The organism is Bifidobacterium pseudocatenulatum DSM 20438 = JCM 1200 = LMG 10505, from assembly GCF_001025215.1.
GTDB classification, from domain to species: domain Bacteria; phylum Actinomycetota; class Actinomycetes; order Actinomycetales; family Bifidobacteriaceae; genus Bifidobacterium; species Bifidobacterium pseudocatenulatum.
Window position 1 is genome coordinate 1,417,221 of the sequence record NZ_AP012330.1, and the last position, 18,102, is coordinate 1,435,322.

Annotated in this window: 12 protein-coding genes, 1 other RNA gene and 2 pseudogenes; 4 read left to right on the forward strand and 11 right to left on the reverse strand. The window is 56.1% G+C overall.

Going from position 1 to position 18,102, the window contains the following annotated elements; all coding sequences use genetic code 11:
- Positions 1 to 176: 176 nt before the first annotated feature.
- From BBPC_RS05975 to BBPC_RS05985, 3 genes are all read right to left on the reverse strand, one after another.
- Positions 177 to 2,576, reverse strand: a complete 2,400-nt coding sequence (locus BBPC_RS05975) for a DNA gyrase/topoisomerase IV subunit B (RefSeq protein ID WP_407711832.1) — start codon at positions 2,574 to 2,576, stop codon at positions 177 to 179.
- Positions 2,577 to 2,592: 16 nt separating this feature from the next.
- Positions 2,593 to 3,969: an RNA polymerase sigma factor gene (locus BBPC_RS05980; protein ID WP_033524060.1), complete on the reverse strand. Its 1,377-nt coding sequence runs from the start codon at positions 3,967 to 3,969 to the stop codon at positions 2,593 to 2,595.
- A gap of 161 nt (positions 3,970 to 4,130) precedes the next feature.
- Positions 4,131 to 4,787, reverse strand: coding sequence for a hypothetical protein (locus tag BBPC_RS05985; protein WP_022245128.1), 657 nt, complete (start codon positions 4,785 to 4,787; stop codon positions 4,131 to 4,133).
- A gap of 206 nt (positions 4,788 to 4,993) precedes the next feature.
- On the opposite strand from BBPC_RS05985, the gene BBPC_RS05990 reads away from it, so the two are divergent.
- Together BBPC_RS05990 and BBPC_RS05995 are read left to right on the forward strand one after the other, a co-directional pair.
- Entirely contained in the window at positions 4,994 to 6,088 is a 1,095-nt protein-coding gene (locus BBPC_RS05990; RefSeq protein WP_004220418.1) for a polyprenyl synthetase family protein, read from the forward strand.
- A gap of 141 nt (positions 6,089 to 6,229) precedes the next feature.
- On the forward strand, positions 6,230 to 8,440 hold the full coding sequence (locus BBPC_RS05995; protein WP_004220428.1) for a Stk1 family PASTA domain-containing Ser/Thr kinase: 2,211 nt from the start codon (positions 6,230 to 6,232) through the stop codon (positions 8,438 to 8,440).
- Between the two features lie 96 nt (positions 8,441 to 8,536).
- Here BBPC_RS05995 and BBPC_RS06000 read toward each other — a convergent pair whose 3' ends face one another.
- Positions 8,537 to 9,241 carry a lysophospholipid acyltransferase family protein gene (locus BBPC_RS06000; protein WP_004220430.1) on the reverse strand — a complete coding sequence of 235 codons (705 nt, stop codon included), beginning with the start codon at positions 9,239 to 9,241 and terminating at the stop codon, positions 8,537 to 8,539.
- A 51-nt stretch (positions 9,242 to 9,292) separates the two neighbouring features.
- On the opposite strand from BBPC_RS06000, the gene BBPC_RS06005 reads away from it, so the two are divergent.
- Positions 9,293 to 9,865 carry a GlsB/YeaQ/YmgE family stress response membrane protein gene (locus BBPC_RS06005; RefSeq protein WP_033524062.1) on the forward strand — a complete coding sequence of 191 codons (573 nt, stop codon included), beginning with the start codon at positions 9,293 to 9,295 and terminating at the stop codon, positions 9,863 to 9,865.
- 149 nt (positions 9,866 to 10,014) lie between these two features.
- On the opposite strand, the gene trpD is transcribed toward BBPC_RS06005, so the two are convergent.
- The 4 genes and pseudogenes from trpD to hpf form a co-directional block, all read right to left on the reverse strand.
- Entirely contained in the window at positions 10,015 to 11,067 is a 1,053-nt protein-coding gene (gene trpD / locus BBPC_RS06010; protein ID WP_004220435.1) for an anthranilate phosphoribosyltransferase, read from the reverse strand.
- Positions 11,068 to 11,326: 259 nt separating this feature from the next.
- Positions 11,327 to 11,506: pseudogene (locus BBPC_RS10305) on the reverse strand (SEC-C metal-binding domain-containing protein); the annotation flags it as partial.
- Between the two features lie 167 nt (positions 11,507 to 11,673).
- Positions 11,674 to 14,203, reverse strand: a pseudogene (secA, locus tag BBPC_RS06015) (preprotein translocase subunit SecA); the annotation flags it as partial.
- Positions 14,204 to 14,415: 212 nt separating this feature from the next.
- Positions 14,416 to 15,075 carry a ribosome hibernation-promoting factor, HPF/YfiA family gene (hpf, locus tag BBPC_RS06020; protein ID WP_004220442.1) on the reverse strand — a complete coding sequence of 220 codons (660 nt, stop codon included), beginning with the start codon at positions 15,073 to 15,075 and terminating at the stop codon, positions 14,416 to 14,418.
- A gap of 177 nt (positions 15,076 to 15,252) precedes the next feature.
- Here hpf and rnpB point away from each other — a divergent pair.
- Positions 15,253 to 15,615: RNase P RNA component class A (rnpB, locus tag BBPC_RS09420), an RNA gene on the forward strand.
- A 73-nt stretch (positions 15,616 to 15,688) separates the two neighbouring features.
- Here the strand turns inward: rnpB and BBPC_RS06025 are convergent.
- The 3 genes from BBPC_RS06025 to BBPC_RS06035 form a co-directional block, all read right to left on the reverse strand.
- On the reverse strand, positions 15,689 to 16,369 hold the full coding sequence (locus tag BBPC_RS06025; protein WP_004220444.1) for a regulatory protein RecX: 681 nt from the start codon (positions 16,367 to 16,369) through the stop codon (positions 15,689 to 15,691).
- Between the two features lie 3 nt (positions 16,370 to 16,372).
- Entirely contained in the window at positions 16,373 to 17,557 is a 1,185-nt protein-coding gene (gene recA / locus BBPC_RS06030; RefSeq protein WP_004220446.1) for a recombinase RecA, read from the reverse strand.
- 255 nt (positions 17,558 to 17,812) lie between these two features.
- On the reverse strand, positions 17,813 to 18,046 hold the full coding sequence (locus tag BBPC_RS06035; RefSeq protein WP_407711833.1) for a DUF3046 domain-containing protein: 234 nt from the start codon (positions 18,044 to 18,046) through the stop codon (positions 17,813 to 17,815).
- Positions 18,047 to 18,102 lie beyond the last annotated feature (56 nt).

Here is an 18,102-nt window from a genome sequence, read left to right on the forward strand (position 1 = left end):
AAGACAATATCCGCCATTATTGTAAGCACATATAGCTACCAATCGGTAACTACTTGATTGCACTGTCTACCGTAGAATCTTCAATCTTTACCACACGGGATCGCATACCATCTTCACTAAAAAATACCCTCCGAAACGTCTTGACGTAGCGGAAGGCGAGCTGACGACAACCTCGATCAGGTATCGATCTTCGAACGGTCGAAATCGTCGGCATTCTCAACGATGAACGCTTTACGCGGCGGCACGTCATCGCCCATCAGCAGACTGAAAATCTGACTGGCCTGTTCGGCGTCTTCCATACGGATACGACGCAGCATACGTGTGCGTGGATCCATAGTGGTGTCGGCCAGCTGGTCGGCGTCCATTTCACCCAGACCCTTATAGCGCTGAATGTCCTCGTTATAGCTGATGTGCTTCTTATCAAGATCAGCCAATTTGCCGGCCAGCTCATCGTCGGAATACGTGTAGATATACTCCCCCTTGTGAGCTCCGGTCAAGGCGATGCGGTGCAGCGGAGGCACGGCCGCATACACGTGACCGTACTCGATGAGCGGCCGCATGTAACAGTAGAACAAGGTGAGCAGCAGAATGCGGATGTGCGCGCCATCGACATCTGCATCGGTCATCATAATGACCTTGTTGTAACGTGCTTGCTCGATGTCGAAGCTCGCTCCGGAGCCAGCGCCGACCACCTGAATGATCGCCGCGCATTCCTTGTTCGACAGCATCTGCGACAACGACGCCTTCTGCACGTTGAGAATTTTACCTCGAATCGGCAGCAACGCCTGGAAACCGGAATTACGCGCGGCTTTGGCGGTGCCAAGTGCGGAATCGCCCTCCACGATGAACAGTTCGGCCACATCGTCATTGCCTGGCTGGCAATCAGACAGTTTCGGTGGCATGGATGCCGATTCGAGCGCGTTCTTGCGTCGCGTCACCTCTTTGGTCTTACGTGCTTGGATGCGGGCGTGCATTTCGCCGACGATCTTTTCAAGCACGCGGCCGGACTGTTCCTTATAGCCACGTTTGGAGCCGGTGATCATCTCGCCGAACTGCCTGTCGGTCATTTTGCTGACGATCGGCTTGACCTGCGCGGTGCCGAGCACATCCTTGGTCTGACCTTGGAACTGTGGTTCGGCGATACGCACAGTGACGACGGCAACCAGACCTGCCAGAATATCGTCACGTTCGACTTTCATGTTGGAATCTTTGAGATTCACTTTGAGCTTACGTGCATTGTCTTCGATGGCTTTGCGAATCTGCTTGGTCAGGCCCAACAGATAGCCATCCACATGGGTTCCACCGCCCGGGGTTTCCACCACATTGACGAAGCTGCGCATGGTGGTGTCGTATCCGTTGGTCCACCGCATGGCGATATCGACGGCACAATTTCTCGTAACCTTCTGCGCGTGCAGTTCACCGCCATCGCCAACGGCTTGGGTTTCCTCAACATAGGTGTCTTCGCCAGTGATACGCCAAATAGCGGAAACCGCTTCGCCTTTGGACAGGTAATCCACGAAATCCTTCACACCGCCGGTATGGCAGAATTCCTCGATACGGGAGTGGGTATACTTCGATCCCTGAGGTTGTGCCGCAACATCGGCTTCCTCGATCTGCTCCGCAGCTTCCTCGTGCCCGGCAGCGTCATGTTCAGATTCATCGCTTTCGGCAATTTCCTGCGGTTCATCACCTGCAGCATTTGCAATATCGTCGACTTCCAGCATTTCGTCGACTGATTCATCGCCGGTTTCCGGAATATTCTCATCGATAACAGTGATTTTCAAACCCGGCACCAGGAAGCTGGTCTGCCTGACGCGATCAATCAGCTGCTCGTAGCTGAATTCCGCGGTGTCGTTGAAAATCTCCGGATCAGCCCAATAACGAATGCGAGTTCCCGTGGTCTTCGGACTGACCTTGCCAATGATTTCAAGCTCAGTCGGACGGTTTTTACGCGTGCGTTTGAATGGCGCATCCGGAGATGGGTGCTCCGGATCAGCATCGGTATACACACCAGGATGACCCTGATGGAATGACATATGATGCGTCTTGCCGTCACGATCCACTTCCACGTCAAGACGGGAGCTCAACGCGTTCACCACTGACGAGCCCACGCCATGCAAACCGCCCGAGGCTCCGTACGAAGAGTTACCGAATTTCGCGCCGGCATGCAATTTGGTCAACACCACTTCCACACCGGTAAGTTTGGTTTTCGGCTCGATGTCAACAGGGATACCGCGGCCGTTATCGGCCACTTCCACGGAACCGTCGCTGTGCAACGTCACAACGATATGATTGCAGACTCCCGCAAGAGCCTCATCGACGGAATTATCGATGATCTCCCACAGGCAGTGCATCAGACCTTGGCTATCGGTGGTGCCGATATACATGCCCGGGCGCTTGCGCACCGCGTCAAGACCTTCAAGCACGGTAAGACTACCTGCGCCGTAATTGTCCTTGTATTTCGCCATTTTCCTCATTCTGACTTGCAGTTTTGCTTCGGTTTTCATCCATAAGAACGTCTTGTAGACGTAAGAAGTCGAGAAATTCGATATTCTTACCGAATTTCTCGACTTCATTCACCTCTTGTTTCAATCACTGATCAAGGAAGTCACGCAGCGTCTGCGAGCGAGACGGGTGACGCAACTTCGACATGGTCTTCGACTCGATCTGGCGAATACGCTCACGGGTAACGCCATACACGCGGCCAATGTCGTCGAGCGTCTTGGGCTGGCCATCTTCCAAGCCATAACGCATCTTGATCACGCCAGCCTCACGCGGAGACAACGTTTCAAGCACCTGCCTGAACTGCTCCTGCAACAGCGAGAAGGCAACCGCGTCGGACGGCGCGATGGCGTCGGTGTCTTCGATCAGATCGCCGAACTCGGAATCGCCATCCTCACCCAACGGCGTATGCAAGGAAATCGGCTCACGGCCGTACTTCTGCACTTCCTGCACCTTCTCGACAGGCATGTCGAGCTCGCGTGCAAGCTCATCCGGCGTGGGTTCGCGGCCAAGATCCTGCAGCATCTGACGCTGCACACGAGACAGCTTGTTGATCACTTCGACCATGTGCACCGGCACGCGAATGGTACGCGCCTGGTCAGCCATGGCTCGGGTGATGGCCTGACGAATCCACCACGTGGCATAGGTGGAGAACTTAAAGCCCTTCTTCCAGTCGAACTTCTCGACGGCGCGAATCAAACCGAGGTTGCCTTCCTGAATCAAATCCAAGAACAGCATGCCACGGCCGGTGTAACGCTTAGCCAACGAAACCACAAGTCGCAGATTGGCTTCCAGCAGGTGGTCCTTGGCCCGCCTGCCATCGTTCGCAGCCCACTTGAGCTCACGCTTGCGTTTGAAGTCCATCTGGTCGGATTCGGTGTCCAGCAGGTGCTGGGCATACAGACCGGCTTCGATACGCTCGGACAGATCGACTTCCTGTTCCGCATTCAGCAGGCTCACACGACCGATCTGCTTCAGGTAATCCTTGACCGGATCAGCAGTCGCACCCGCCGCAATCACACGACGCTTCGGATTGCCGGATGGGGTCAGATTCTCATCATCATCGTCATCACGCACCACGAAAGCGCCCTTTTCCTTAGGCTCTTCCGGCTTTTTGCGTTCTTCCTCATCCTCGTCGTCATCATCTTCAGGTTCGGATTCCTCGTCGTCGTCGAGGTCATCCTCGTCATCCGAATCGACGTCATCGAGATCGGCGTCGAAATCGTCAAGATCGGCGTCGTCTACCTGAGCGTCCTCATCGTCAAGTGCATCATCCTCGAGCGGCTCCTCCTTCTTGGCAGGGGCGCTCTTCTTCGCGGTAGTCTTGCGAGGGGTCTTCGTTGCGGTGGTTTTCTTCGCCGCACTCTTCTTCGTGGAGGCCTTGCGCGTGGCGGCTTTCTTCGTGGAGGTGGTCTTTTCGGTCAGATCAGCCTGTTCCATGCTTGCCGTCGTTTCCTTGGTGGCCAAACTTATCCTCCTATTGATCCTGCCTCGAAGCGTATACCACATGGACCCACTTCTGGCAAGGGCAAATCGTCAACTATGTGAGTAAACCATCTTGCAAGGACGATTATTCCCGCATAATGAGGCCTTCACGCGCAAGTCACGCCACTTTACGGCGTGTTGCCTTATGTTTCCGACGTCCAGGCAGGACCAATACGTCGTTCAACCGCCGAGCATACAATCGCCGCCAGCGAACATTGATCATCTATCGCGAGCGCGCTGATGGCTGATGCCATGGCTCCTTCCTGGCCCATCCACCACATGATGTAGCTGATCACGGCGAACGGCTGCGCCCGATATGTCTTCGGAATCATATCGATAATGTCGAACAGCATGTTGATCGCCTGATCGCAACGTTTCATATCGGGTCTGGCTAGGGGATCACGGAATGAATCGCTGAGCAGCTGTTCCAGACGCTGCGCATTACGAGACAGCTTGGGTCTTTCGGCGAAACTCATGAGAAAGTCTCGGTCGGCGTATCGTTCGTCAACGATGGCGGAAATGAGAAATACGTCACGAATGGACAGCATCCGATTGATGCCCACCGTAGTCCGCATGATCATATTCCGGTCAAGACCGCATTCGGCATGGAATTCGCCTTCCGAATGGGAAACGCTCTCGTCCGATGCCTGCGCAAGCGCGTCCATCCATATGAAAAGCGGTTCACGAATGAACGAACGCACTGTTTCGCCCACGCCGTCGGATCTGCAATCCCTTTCGAATCGGCTGATGGCTTCTTCCATTTCAGTCCCGGTGATGCGTCCGGTTTTGTTGGTTGTCATTATTCTGCCCTCCTTGGCATGGTCTATCGGCTTCCTCGCTCGCCGCTTATATGGCACTATGCCCGATGAGCCGATGCGATGCCGCTTTTTTCGAGGCCTGTGGTCGGAGGATGGCTTCTTCGGCGTTTCGCAAAATGATTTCGGTACCGCAACTATTGCAATCATTGAGATTTGGTCTTGTCGAATGCCTGTGGATAACTGTTGGTATGACTAGCTCCTCCGATTTGGAACAGATTGAATCACGCATTGTTTCGTTGGTGAAGGATTTCGCATTCCTTCATGCGGACGATTCGGTTGCCTCCTCTTGCAGGCCTATTGCCGACATGGTCGCCAAGCAGGCGGTCACGTCAAGTGAGGGTGGCAAGCGGCTTCGCTCCTTGCTGACGTTGGATTCGTTCCGCGCATTCGCTTCGGAGGATGTGCGAGAACGTGATTTCGACGCGCTGCTCGATTTAGCGTGCGCGGTGGAAGTGTTCCAGACCGGTGCGCTGGTGCATGATGACATCATCGATGATTCCGATCTGCGCCGTGGCAAGCCGTCTGCGCATCGCGCATTCTCCACTGGTACGCATAGCGAGGCCATTGGCCATGGCTTGGGCATCATGCTCGGCGACATGTTGGCCACGGCAAGCGTGGACATCGCGGACAAGGCAGCTTCCAAGCTCACTCATGGTTCCGATGTGGTCGCGGCATTGCTCAACATGCACCGCGAGGTCGAAGTCGGTCAAGTACTTGATTTGGCCGTAGAGCTCAATCCGTTGGACGATCCAGACGAACTGGTGGAAGCTTCATTGAACGTATTCCGCTGGAAAACCGCCAGCTACACCACCATTGCCCCACTGGAATTCGGCATGCTTGCCGCGGGTATAGGCAAAGACGATGCGAGGAAGCAGGCATTGGCAGTCGGCTTGCCTCTTGGATTGGCTTTCCAGCTTGCAGACGATCTTCTGGATGTTGTCGGTTCGAGCAGCAATACGGGCAAGCCCGTTGGAGGAGATATCCGCGAAGGCAAGCGCACGGTGCTTCTAGCCGACGCCATCAACGCGGCGAACGACACGCAGCGGCGAGAGCTCATCGACATGTGGGAGGCCGATTCGCGTTCCGAAACTCAAGTAAAACGCGCCATTGAACTATTTGAGCAAACAGGAGCCATCGAACGTTCCCGCGGTAGAATCGCGGATTTGTGGAATGAATCGAAAACAGCTATCGAAACATTGAGCCTTTCCGAATACCACGAGTCACTGCTCATCGAGGCCTGCTCACGTTTCGTGCCAAGTATTCACGTCCAAACACGCGCGTGACACGCGACCTGCGTGTTTTCCAACCAACATCCGGACAGGACGCGCGTTCGTTGCACAATCCGCAAACCTCTGCTTGTAGACTACAAGTGGGAACACGTTCGAACGTGAGTTGTTTTGAAGAAGGAACCGTAGCGATCAACCATGAGTGAAGCTCCACACGCCCCTGAAGGTCAGGTCATCGAGGGCCGGTATCGGGTCGTCAGCAGAATCGCCGATGGCGGCATGGCCACGGTGTACCAAGCGGTAGACGAACGTCTGGAGCGCACGGTCGCCATCAAAATCATGCATACCCAGCTGGCGCAGGGACCGCACCGGGACCAGTTCGTGGAACGATTCCATCGTGAAGCCCGTTCGGCCGCGGCCATTGCCAATCCGCATATCGTGCAGGTGTATGACACCGGCGAATTCGACGGTCTCGATTATCTCGTCATGGAGTATGTTCACGGCGTGAACCTGCGTTACGAAATGAACCAGCAGGGTACGTTCAGCGTTCGAGAGACGTTACGCATTATTGGCGAGACATTGGATGGCCTCGCTTCCGCACATCGTGCGGGCGTGGTGCATCGCGACATCAAGCCGGAAAACATCTTGCTTAACGACCGTGGCCATGTGCAGATCACCGATTTCGGCTTGGCTAAAACGGTATCGCAGGCCACACTCTCCTCCACCGGCATACTGCTGGGAACAGCAGCATATCTAGCACCGGAAATGATTGAGAAGAATCAAGCCACACCTCAGGGGGATTTGTATTCCGTGGGCATCATGGCTTGGGAGATGCTCGCCGGCAACGTGCCATTCACTTCAGATAATCCAGTAACACTGGTATTCAAGCATGTTCACGAGGATGTGCCAAGCATTGCCGCCGCTTGCAAAGGCATCAATGAAGGCGTGGCCGCATTCCTTGCCCATCTCACGGCTCGCGCGGTCGAGGCTCGTCCAGCAGACGCATCCGTTGCGTTAACCGAGCTGCAGCGTCTGCAATCGACGCTTGCGGTCAGCGATTGGCAGTATCGTCTTCCCCCGGTAGACGTCAGCGCTTCCGACGGTGCCGCGCCCGCAAATAACGGTGCGCCAACCAATGTCGGCAATCCTGTTCCTCCCGCTCCCCCGGCACCGCCGACGCAGCAATTCGATGATCGCACACGCAAGCTGGACAGGGTCAGGACGAACGCAACAACCGTCATGCCGGTGCAGCAACAGAACATCGATCCAGAAGCGACGACACGTTTCTCGCTGCCGGCAGACGGCATCGTCAATAGCCTTGACAATGCCGTCGACAGCGCTGCATCGCAATCCCCCATCGCGCAAAGCGACGAATCCGGCAATACTCCAAACAGCAAATCCGCGAAAAAGCGTCGCACACCGCTCATCGTCGCAGGCGTGGTGGCGCTGCTGCTTGCATGTGGCGCCGGCGGTTGGGCATGGTGGTACTATCAGGGCCCCGGCAGCTATTGGACCATGCCCCAGCCGGATGGTATGACATGCGACGCGTCCGCAGCATGCCCCATCACCAATGTGAAGTGGAGCGACTACGAGAGTCTGCTCAAGATTTCCGATATCGAATATGAGGTGTCGGAAGAGTATAGCGATTCCGTGGAGGAAGGCAATATCATCTCCACCGACCCGGCGAATGTCGGCGATCGCGGCAGCAAGCGTCGTAGCCAGAAAGTCAAGGTCGTGGTCTCCAAGGGAGTCCGGCAGGCGACGGTTCCCGCCGATATTCTCGACGCGACCAGCGCATCCGGCAAGGATCCAATCAACGCGCTGAAGAAGGCTGGATTCGATAATGTCGAGCAGACCGCGGCTTCTGATGACACGTATTCCATTGACGTGCCTCAAGGGGCGTTGCTGTCGTTAAGTGTGGATCCCGGCGCCACATTGCCGCATAATACGACGATCACCGTCACGGTGTCGCAGGGGCCAAAGCCAGTCACTATGCCCGATATCGTCGGCAAGACGAAGGACGAGGCACAGCAGGCGCTGGATGATCTTAGACTCACCACCAATTGGACGGAATCCTTCGACGACAAGATTCCACAGGGGCAGGTGATTTCCGCTTCCGTCAACAACGGTGATACGTTGCATTGGGGAGACAGCGTCGACGTGGTGGTTTCCAAAGGACCGGAAACCATAACCCTGCCGAATTATGTGGGGCAGAAAGCCTCTGACGCCAAAGCCGCATTGGAAAAACTCGGATTCACGGTCAAGGTAAGTTCGCAGCTCACGTTGGATTCCAATCAAGACAAGAAGGTCGCTTCGCAGGATCCGGTAGGTGGCACCGAAGTGCGTCTTCGCGACGAGAACGGCATACCAACCACCATCACATTGAAGATGTATTCCTCACTGTTCTAAAAAATGCATTACCTGCTTTGCCAAAACATCATGGTATAGGCATAAGGAAAGCCCCGGCTCGTGTAGTGTCGTGCCGGGGCTTTTCTCTTTGGTTTCTCAGCTGTTCGCCTGTTCGGCGGCTTTCTGAGCCTTAAGCTGTTCCTTGACTTTCTGAGCGTATTCGTTCACGTATTCCTGACCGCTCATCTTCTGAATTTCCATGGTCACGCGATCAGTCAGCGTGCGCAAATCGTCGTGCGTGATCTGGTCGGCGGGCTTCTTCTCCACGGCAATCGGTTCGCCGTAGATCACTGTGGTCTTGCCCTTACCAGGAATAATCTGACCGGGCTTCTGCAACTCGCGAGATCCGATAATGGCGGACGGAACGATTGGGCATCCGGTTTCAAAAGCAAGTCGCGCAGCTCCGGTATGACCTTTATAGAGGCGACCGTCAGGGCTACGCGTGCCCTCAATATGAATGCCGAACAGGTGGCCGTCTTCGAGGATTTCACGCGCGTGGTTCAATGCGCCAAGCGATTTCGACCCACCGGAACGATCCACGGGGAACACGCCAACCGAAGTGAACCACCACTTCTTGAACTTGCCTTTGATGCCCTTGCCTTCGAAATACTCGGCTTTGCCCATGAAATGAATCATGCGCGGACAAGTCAGCGGCAACAGCGCGTCATCGATGACGGCAAGATGATTGGCTGCGATAATGGCACCGCCTTCGCGCGGAATGTTTTCAAGTCCCTTGGCAGTCGGTCCCATGCGGTGGATGGCGATCGGTCCTAGGCCTTTGACGAAAAACCAGTAGAGCATTTTTCACGATCCTCCTAGCGGATGGCCATCCGCTTGATTACAGTTATCAGTATGACTGACCTCAACAATAGCAATGCCGATGAAGAACGCCCAAATGCCGCGCCGAATGGTGGCGAAGGGGCTTCTTCAAATGCGGACGATTTGGATGCCGCATGGGCTGAATTCGCAAGTTCGCATGCCGACGATTTGCAGGCCGTGGAGCATTCTCGTAGCGCGAAACGTTTTGAAAAGCATGCGCAGCGCCGTGAGAAGGAGGCGTTGCTTTCGATTCAGGATTTGGATCAGGGCACGTTCACTGATGACACTCCGCAAGGTCGTGGACCGCGCGATTTCACTGGTTCCAGCTGGTTGGACACCGATAGTGTAATGGATCGTTACGGTGATGATTTCACTCCTCCGAATCCCTCCATCGGTCATGTCAAGATATCGAAGTTGGTGTTTTGGGTGCTTTTGATCGCTGGTGTCGCCGGTATCATCGCATCTGCATTCATGCCTGCTTTGGCTGGGATTTTGGGATCGATTTTCGGTGTGTGCACGTTGATTGGCGCTGCTGGATTGATCGTACAGCACAAGGGACATACACAAACCCGCCGCGATGTTTTCGATGATGGAGCTCGCGTATAGCAACATATGGAGAAGACTGCATCAGCTACGTCTTTTGTGCTCTTCTCTGTGATATTTGTCGCTGCGATACGTATAAGGCGTGTCTCGTCGTTGAGTGTTTTGACGAGACACGCCTTATACGTTCTTATGATCTGCTATTTCGCCGAATATCAAGCTTTCTTGGACTGGGCGGCGGTGATCCACTGGTCAAGCAGTGCCGAGGCCTTGCCTGAATCAACGGTTTCTTCGGCAATGGCATAGGCCGCTTTGAATCGTTCAGTCAGGCTGGCATCAGCTGGCACCTGATGGCCGTCCGCAACAATCGCGGATGCCGCGTTGAGCAGGGCGGTAGTGCGGAAAGGAACGTCCTTGCCTGCAAGGAAGTCACGGAACAGCTGAGCGTTGAGCTCCGGCTCTCCACCCTTTAAGTCAGCCACCGTCACCTTGTCGAGACCAAGCTCCACAGTCGGATCGAATTCACTCTCAGTGACTTTGCCGTTGCTGAACTCCCAGATGGACACCGGACCAGTCGGAGCCATTTCGTCAAGTCCCTCGCTTGACGTGTACACCATGCCGGTCTGTCCATTAGCCGCATATACCGCAGCCATGATCGGGCTCATTGCGCGATTGGCACAGCCCACCGCCATGTGCTTCGGCGAGGCCGGATTGGTCAGAGGTCCAAGAACGTTGAATACGCATGGCATGCCGAGCGCCGCACGGACAGGTCCCACGAAGCGCATTGCCGGATGGAATGTGCGTGCGAAAGCGAATGCGATGCCGCATTCGTTGCCGACCTCAGCAACCTGTTCCGGTTCCAGATCGAGCGGCAGTCCCAGCGCCTCGAAGCAATCGGCAGTGCCGCACTTGGAAGAGGCTGCACGATTGCCGTGCTTCACGACTTTCGCTCCGGCTGCGGCAGCCACCACCGCGCCCATGGAAGACAGATTCACCGTCGCGGCGCCGTCTCCACCGGTACCGACGATATCGGTGGTCTCACCGTCGATATCAAGTTTGATGGCATGGGAGACCATGGCCTTGGCCGCTCCACGCACCTCATCCGGAGTCAAGCCAAGCTGCTGCTGGGTTGCCAGAACCGCACCGACGGCCGCCGGATTAGCGTTGCCGTTCATGAGGTCATCGACGAACCACTCGGATTCCTCGGCACTCAGATGGTCCCCTCCGACCAGCTTGGTGAGGATCGACTTCCATGTGATTTCAGCCATGATGCCCTCCTTGACGCTTCAGCATGTCACGTTGTTGATACGATATCGCCGCCATTGTAACCGTTCTACATTTCATGGTTTTTCAACGTCCATATCACGAACAGGTAATTGCAGAAAAGCGCTCATCATAAACAACACAGACATTTTCAATATCTATCTTCCGCATATCGGGCAACGAGCATGAAACAAAAAGGCGGTCTGCGAAAAATCCGCAAACCGCCTTCATTATGCGCGAATCATCAGAGCATCACACGATATGTCACTGTTCGTTCTGTCCGTGGCACATCTTGTACTTACGACCGGAACCGCACGGGCACTGGGCGTTCTTGCCAGTTCCCGGGAAGGTGCGGCCATCCGCCCACGGAGAGCGCAATTCCTCGCTCTTCGGGCGCTTATTGGCAGGAACCTTGCCCTCAGCATGGCTGATCGGCTGCATGCCTACGATGCCAGGCTCATTCTTCTGTTCTTCGGCCAGTTCGTCGATGACGGTCTTCTCGGCCTCATCGTCGGTTTCCGGCTCGGCAGGAGCGGTTTCACCGGTCGGCTGCGCTTCGCTATCCAGGCCCATCACCGCTTCGGCTGCGTTCACGGCCTCTTCCTCATCGGATTCGGTTTCGGCGTCTTCGGTGGTGGCGACACGATCGATGTCAACGTGGAACAGCAGCTGGATGGTCTCCTCCTTGATTGCTTCAATCATGGAGTTGTACATCTGATAGCCTTCGCGCTGGTATTCGACCAGCGGATCGCGCTGACCCATACCACGCAGACCGATGCCGTCCTTGAGATAATCCATCTCATACAGGTGTTCGCGCCACTTGCGGTCAAGAACCGCGAGCACGACACGACGTTCCAGCTGACGCAGACCCTCTTCACCAAGCTTGGCTTCGAAGTCGGCATACTGGTCCTTTGCGTCGGAAACGATAAGCTCCTGCAGGGCTACGATGGCCTTGTCTCCCTTGAGCTTGGAGACAGCGTCCTTGGCGGCTTCCGGATCGACGGCAATCGGGTACACGGCGTTCAGAGCCTTGAACAGGCCTTCCCAATCCCAATCCTTCGGCTTGTCAGAACCCTTGTTGGCGCCCTTGATGTAGCTCAATACCGTATCGTCGATGAACTTGAGGATATCCTCGTGGATGTCTTCGCCCTTGAGCACAGCCTGACGCTCGGCGTAGATGACGGTGCGCTGCTTGTTCATCACGTCATCGTACTTGAGCACGTTCTTACGGATTTCGAAGTTGCGGGATTCCACGGCCTTCTGTGCGGTGCGCACGCCCTTGGAAACGCTCTTCGCTTCGATCGGCTCGCCTTCCGGCATGCCCTTGGCCATAACGCGGGCCACGAGCTGGGTGTTGAACAGACGCATCAGATCGTCTTCGAGCGACAGGTAGAAACGGGACTCGCCCGGATCGCCCTGACGTCCGGAACGGCCGCGCAGCTGGTTGTCGATACGACGGGATTCGTGACGCTCGGTACCAAGCACGTACAGGCCGCCGAGTTCAACGACCTCTTCATGCTCGTCCTTGACCTGCTCCTTGATTTCGGCCAAGGTGCCCGGCCAACGCTTCTCGTACTCGTCCGGAGTGTCATCCGGAGAATAGCCTTCGGACTTGAGCTTCGCATCGGCAAGGAACTCGACGTTGCCGCCGAGCATGATATCGGTACCACGGCCTGCCATGTTGGTAGCCACGGTGACGGCGCCCTTACGGCCCGCGACGGCCACGACGGCGGCTTCCTTGTCATGCTGCTTCGCGTTCAGCACCTGGTGGGGAATGTTGGCAACGTCAAGCAGGGACGACACGATTTCGGAGGATTCCACGGAAGCGGTACCCAGCAGCACCGGCTGGCCCTTCTTGTGGCGCTTGGCAACATCGCGCACGATGGCGGCAAGCTTCTCCTTCTTGGTACGGAAGATCAAATCGTCCTTGTCTTCGCGAATCATCGGCTTGTTGGTCGGAATCGGGAGCACGCCCAGCTTATAGGTGCCCATGAACTCCGCGGCCTCGGTTTCTGCGGTACCGGTCATGCCCGACAGCTTGTCGTACATGCGGAAGTAGTTCTGCAGGGTGATGGTGGCGAAGGTCTGGTTCTCAGCCTTGACTTCCACGTTTTCCTTGGCTTCGATTGCCTGGTGCAGACCTTCGTTGTAACGGCGTCCCGGCAGGATACGGCCGGTGTGTTCGTCGACGATGAGCACTTCACCGCCAGTCACCACGTAGTCGCGGTCGCGCAGGAACAGTTCCTTGGCCTTGATGGCGTTGTTCAGGTAGCCGATCAGTGCGGTGTTGTTCGGCTCGTACAGGTTGTCGATGCCGAGATAATCCTCGATCTTGTTGATGCCTGGATCGAGAATGCCGACGACCTTCTTTTTCTCGTCGACCTCATAGTCCTCGTCACGGGTGAGCTTGAGCACCAGACGTGCGAACTGACGGTACCAACGGGTCACGTCGCCTTCGGCCGGACCGGAGATGATCAACGGGGTACGGGCCTCGTCGATGAGGATGGAGTCGACCTCATCGACGATGGCGAAGTGGTGGCCGCGCTGCACCAGATCGGACTTTTCCCACGCCATGTTGTCACGCAGGTAGTCGAAGCCGAACTCGTTGTTGGTGCCGTAGGTGATGTCGGCGTTGTACTGCTTGCGGCGCTCCGGCGGTTTCTGGTTGGTGATGATGCAGCCGGTGCTCATGCCGAGGAAGCGGTAGACACGACCCATCAGCTCGGCCTGGTAGCTTGCCAGGTAGTCGTTGACGGTGACGACGTGCACGCCCTGGCCGTCGAGTGCGTTCAAGTATGCCGGCAGGGTCGCCACAAGGGTCTTGCCTTCACCGGTCTTCATTTCGGCGATGTTGCCCCAGTGCAGCGCCGCGCCACCCATGAGCTGCACGTCGAAGTGGCGCAGGCCCAAGGTGCGCTTGGATGCCTCGCGCACGGTGGCGAAGGCTTCCGGCATGAGCTTGTCGAGGGATTCGCCATTGTCGAGACGCTGCTTGAACTTGGCGGTCTGGCCCTTGAGCTCTTCGTCGTTGAGCGCTGCAATCTCATCTTCCAGCGCGTCGGTCGCCTGAGCTACGTGCTCAAGCTTCTTGATCTGTCGGCCTTCGCCCATTCGCAGGGCTTTGTCAACGATATCTACCACAATCACTCCCTTTGTGTATGCGAGTTATCTCATCTGAGATTAGTCGCTGTTTAACGATTTCCGAAAAACACCGTCCATTTTACGTAACTTTCAGCTTGTTGCGGCCTTCTTCCATTCGACACACCACCTTCAGACATGAAAAAGAGGCCCGCACATACACTGCGCGAGCCCCGTTCGGTCAGATTATCTCCCTATCCAACCTGTTGCACGTCTTACTTCGCCACATTCTCCGGGGTGTCGATCTCGAAGACGCCATAGCTCCAGCCGTGACGATGGTAGACGACGGACGGACGACCGGTCTCCTTGTTCACGAACAGGAAGAAGTCATGTCCAATCAGCTCCATCTCATACAGCGCCTCATCGATGGTCATCGGCTCCGCGATATGCAGCTTGCGACGGATGACAATCGGGGTGTCGCCTACTTGGACTTCGACGGACTCTCCCGGACCCAGCTCAGCGGCGACGGCTTCGGCCGGGCTGTTATTCGGCACTTCGACCGGCTCCTCAACTTCTGGAGTCGGCTCGACGACACCAAGATCGACCGGGACCGGATCGCTGTAGCCACGACGATGATCCTTGCGACGATCACGGGTGCGACGCAGACGGAGGGTCAGCTTGTCGAGCGCCATGTCCAGAGCGCTGAACTCGTCGGCGCTGGAAGCCTCGGCGCGCACCACGGTACGACCTGCGATGACGGTGATTTCAACGCGCTTGGCGGTGTCGGCCTGACGCGGATTGCCCTCGTGCGACAACACAATCTGAACACGCTGCGCATCCGGGGCGATAGCGGTCACACGATTCATCTTGCTTTCGACAACGTCACGGAACCTTTGCTTAATCTGCGTATGACGTCCGGTAACGACGATTTCCATGTGGACCTCCCTAGACTCAAGCGGTGTTACCCGCTATATACGGACCAAACAGCTGCTTCGCTGTTCGGTAGTCAACATTGTAGCCGCAACATTGTGATTTCACTGAAAAGTTGACGCAAGAAAAATAAAGTTTTTTTGATTTTCCTTTCGTCCGTTTTTTTGCTATCATAGTGCATTTGAGACCTCTTGATGGCCGCGACCGATCCGTCGGTTGAGGAACTTCCGGGCTCCATAGAGCACGATGGCGGATAACGTCCGCCCAGGGCGACCTGAGAGATAGCGCAGCAGAGAACAGACCGCTTATCGGTTTCGACCGGTAGGTAAGGGTGAAACGGCGGTGTAAGAGACCACCGGGCCACTGGTAACAGTCGGCCGCATGGCAAGCCTCATCGGGAGCAAGGCCAAGCAGAAGGCGTTTGAGGGCTGCTCGCCCGAAGCCTTCGGGTAGGCTGCTAGAGCCTGACGGCAACGTCAGGTCGAGATGGATGGCCATCCGTGCCTGAGGCACGACAGAACCCGGGGTATAAGAGGTCTCACTCCTTTATCACACCGACCGATTCCCGTGGCGAAACAGTGTTTGAAAACCGCATAACCACTATGCGAATCAGTCGTTTCAGACGAACAATTCCTGTGCGATTTTCCGCAGAACTTCAGGATTATGGCCTTTCCGCCCACCAGCACTCCAGAACCGTCTTTTACGCACCTCGACATCCAATCCAGCAGTTTTTCTTGCTGTCCGACGTCCCAGCTCCCATGCAGCCTCGGCGAACACGCCTTGGGATTCGGCCTCATCGCACACACGTTGCGCGAGCTGGCGGTCCACACCTTTGCGTTTGAGCTCCATGACCGCTCCCCTATACCCCATCAGTCGTGATGCGCAGTACCGCACCGCGGACTGGGCGTACGCCTCGTCGTCGATGAGACGGACCCGAATCAGTCTGACGATCACATCGTCCACCACCTCGGAGGCATACCCCTTGCCGATGAGTCGCTCCCGTATCGCGCCTGACGGACGCGGCGCCGCATCAAGCAGCCGAAGGGCCGCCTCCCTGCATGCATCCAAATCATTCGGATCGTCAGGAATCCGCGACACGCCGACTGCGACACGCCCTGAGTGTCGTGCGTGTCGCGCACGCCTCGGCGTGTCATTGCCGCCAATGGACGGAGTTCGGTCGTAATCGAATTCGGTTCGACCGGCCTGCGGCCGACCACCGCAGGAAAGGGCAAGGCCCCCAACCTCGGATGATACCGGCTGGAGGCCCTGCTGTTCAAGAAATCGCTCAGCGCTGATCATACGTCACGCCTTGCCGGCTGACTTGGAAGCCTTTGCCGCGCCTTTGGCTGCTTCCGGCTTGCCAGCATCCGCTTTCGCCTTCTCCTCGCTTGTGGCATTAGACGCAGAAGCCTCATTACCATCTTCGGCAAATTGGTCGGTGGGCTCAATGAGACCAAACTCGGCCTTCACCTTATTCTCGATCTCTTCGGTAAGCTCCGGATTGTCTTTCAAGAATTGGCGTACGTTCTCACGGCCTTGACCCAGTTGGTCGCCACCATAGGTGAACCATGATCCGGACTTCTTCACGACATTGACCTGCAACGCCATGTCAAGTACGGAACCTTCCTTGGAAATGCCCTCGCCGTACAACACGTCGAATTCAGCGGTCTTGAACGGCGGAGCCATCTTGTTCTTGACGACCTTGACCTTGGTGCGATTGCCTACAGCCTCATCACCATTCTTGATGGTCTGGATACGTCGAATATCCATGCGGACGGACGAGTAGAACTTCAACGCCTTGCCGCCGGTGGTCGTTTCCGGATTGCCGAAGAACACACCGATCTTCTCTCGAAGCTGGTTGATGAAAATGGCGGTGGTGCCCGCCTGAGCCAAAGCGCCAGTCATCTTACGCAATGCCTGGCTCATCAGTCTTGCCTGCAAACCGACATGACTGTCGCCCATTTCACCTTCGATTTCGGCCTTCGGCACCAGTGCAGCCACTGAATCGATGACGATCACGTCAAGCGCACCAGAACGAATCAGCATATCCGCGATTTCCAGCGCCTGCTCGCCGTTATCAGGTTGGGAAACAATCAACGAATCAGTATCGACGCCGAGCTTGCGCGCATAGACCGGGTCAAGCGCATGTTCCGCATCGATGAACGCGGCGACGCCACCGTTTTTCTGGGCATTGGCCACCACATGCAACGCCAGTGTGGTCTTGCCGGAGGATTCCGGACCATAAATCTCCACGATACGGCCCTTCGGTAGGCCGCCGATACCCAATGCCATATCCAATGCCAGCGATCCAGTAGGAATCACCTCGACATCCTGCTCGGGACGATCGCCCAATCGCATGGCCGATCCCTTGCCGAAACTCTTCTCGACCTGCGCGAGCGCCGTATCAAGCGCAGCCTGACGACGCGGGTCGATGCCGTTCGCGGACTTGTTCTGTGCGGCTCCCTTTGCCGCGCTCGTCTGTGCCATGACTACTCCTTTTGCTGACTATGACGAATGGTGGCTTCACCGTAAGGCCACGGCATTCGTTCCCGCAAATCTAACGGCCGTTGTGGTCGGAGGATATGCGATCTAACGAGTCATAACCAACATTTCTTGGAAAATCAACGTTTTCACGCGATCTGAAGAATTTGGAAACAGCCCGTCTAGGTTGTTGTCTGTGGATAACTATATCCCAACATGCGAACATCTGTTCGAAGAGGCGTGTTGTGTTCGGAAAACGTCTCAGCGCACCGGCATAGGAGGCGCGTTATGGTCCTTGCCCCAACGCTGGGAATCGGGAATGCCCATCTGGTCGCATAACACATTCCAGACCACTCGCGGCTCCTCACCAGCGCCAAGCGCGTCCACCGCCGTCATGCCGCCAAGACGATCAAGCACCTGGTCATGCGCCAGCGCTCGACCATAGCTACGACCAAGCACCTCTTCAAGTAACTGCCAAAATTCACGTTCCTGCACGTGCCCCAGTGTACACAGACTTGAATCCATGTACAGACACGAAAAACGCCCGGCGA

Bases quoted from the DNA above. Each gene is read 5' to 3' on its own strand.
- BBPC_RS05975 (WP_407711832.1), bottom strand. From the start codon at position 2,576: ATGAAGTCGAGAAATTCGGTAAGAATATCGAATTTCTCGACTTCTTAC.
- BBPC_RS05985 (WP_022245128.1), bottom strand. From the start codon at position 4,787: ATGACAACCAACAAAACCGGACGCATCACCGGGACTGAAATGGAAGAA.
- BBPC_RS05990 (WP_004220418.1), top strand. From the start codon at position 4,994: ATGACTAGCTCCTCCGATTTGGAACAGATTGAATCACGCATTGTTTCG.
- BBPC_RS05995 (WP_004220428.1), top strand. From the start codon at position 6,230: ATGAGTGAAGCTCCACACGCCCCTGAAGGTCAGGTCATCGAGGGCCGG.
- BBPC_RS06000 (WP_004220430.1), bottom strand. From the start codon at position 9,241: ATGCTCTACTGGTTTTTCGTCAAAGGCCTAGGACCGATCGCCATCCAC.
- BBPC_RS06005 (WP_033524062.1), top strand. From the start codon at position 9,293: ATGACTGACCTCAACAATAGCAATGCCGATGAAGAACGCCCAAATGCC.
- trpD (WP_004220435.1), bottom strand. From the start codon at position 11,067: ATGGCTGAAATCACATGGAAGTCGATCCTCACCAAGCTGGTCGGAGGG.
- hpf (WP_004220442.1), bottom strand. From the start codon at position 15,075: ATGGAAATCGTCGTTACCGGACGTCATACGCAGATTAAGCAAAGGTTC.
- BBPC_RS06025 (WP_004220444.1), bottom strand. From the start codon at position 16,369: ATGATCAGCGCTGAGCGATTTCTTGAACAGCAGGGCCTCCAGCCGGTA.
- recA (WP_004220446.1), bottom strand. From the start codon at position 17,557: ATGGCACAGACGAGCGCGGCAAAGGGAGCCGCACAGAACAAGTCCGCG.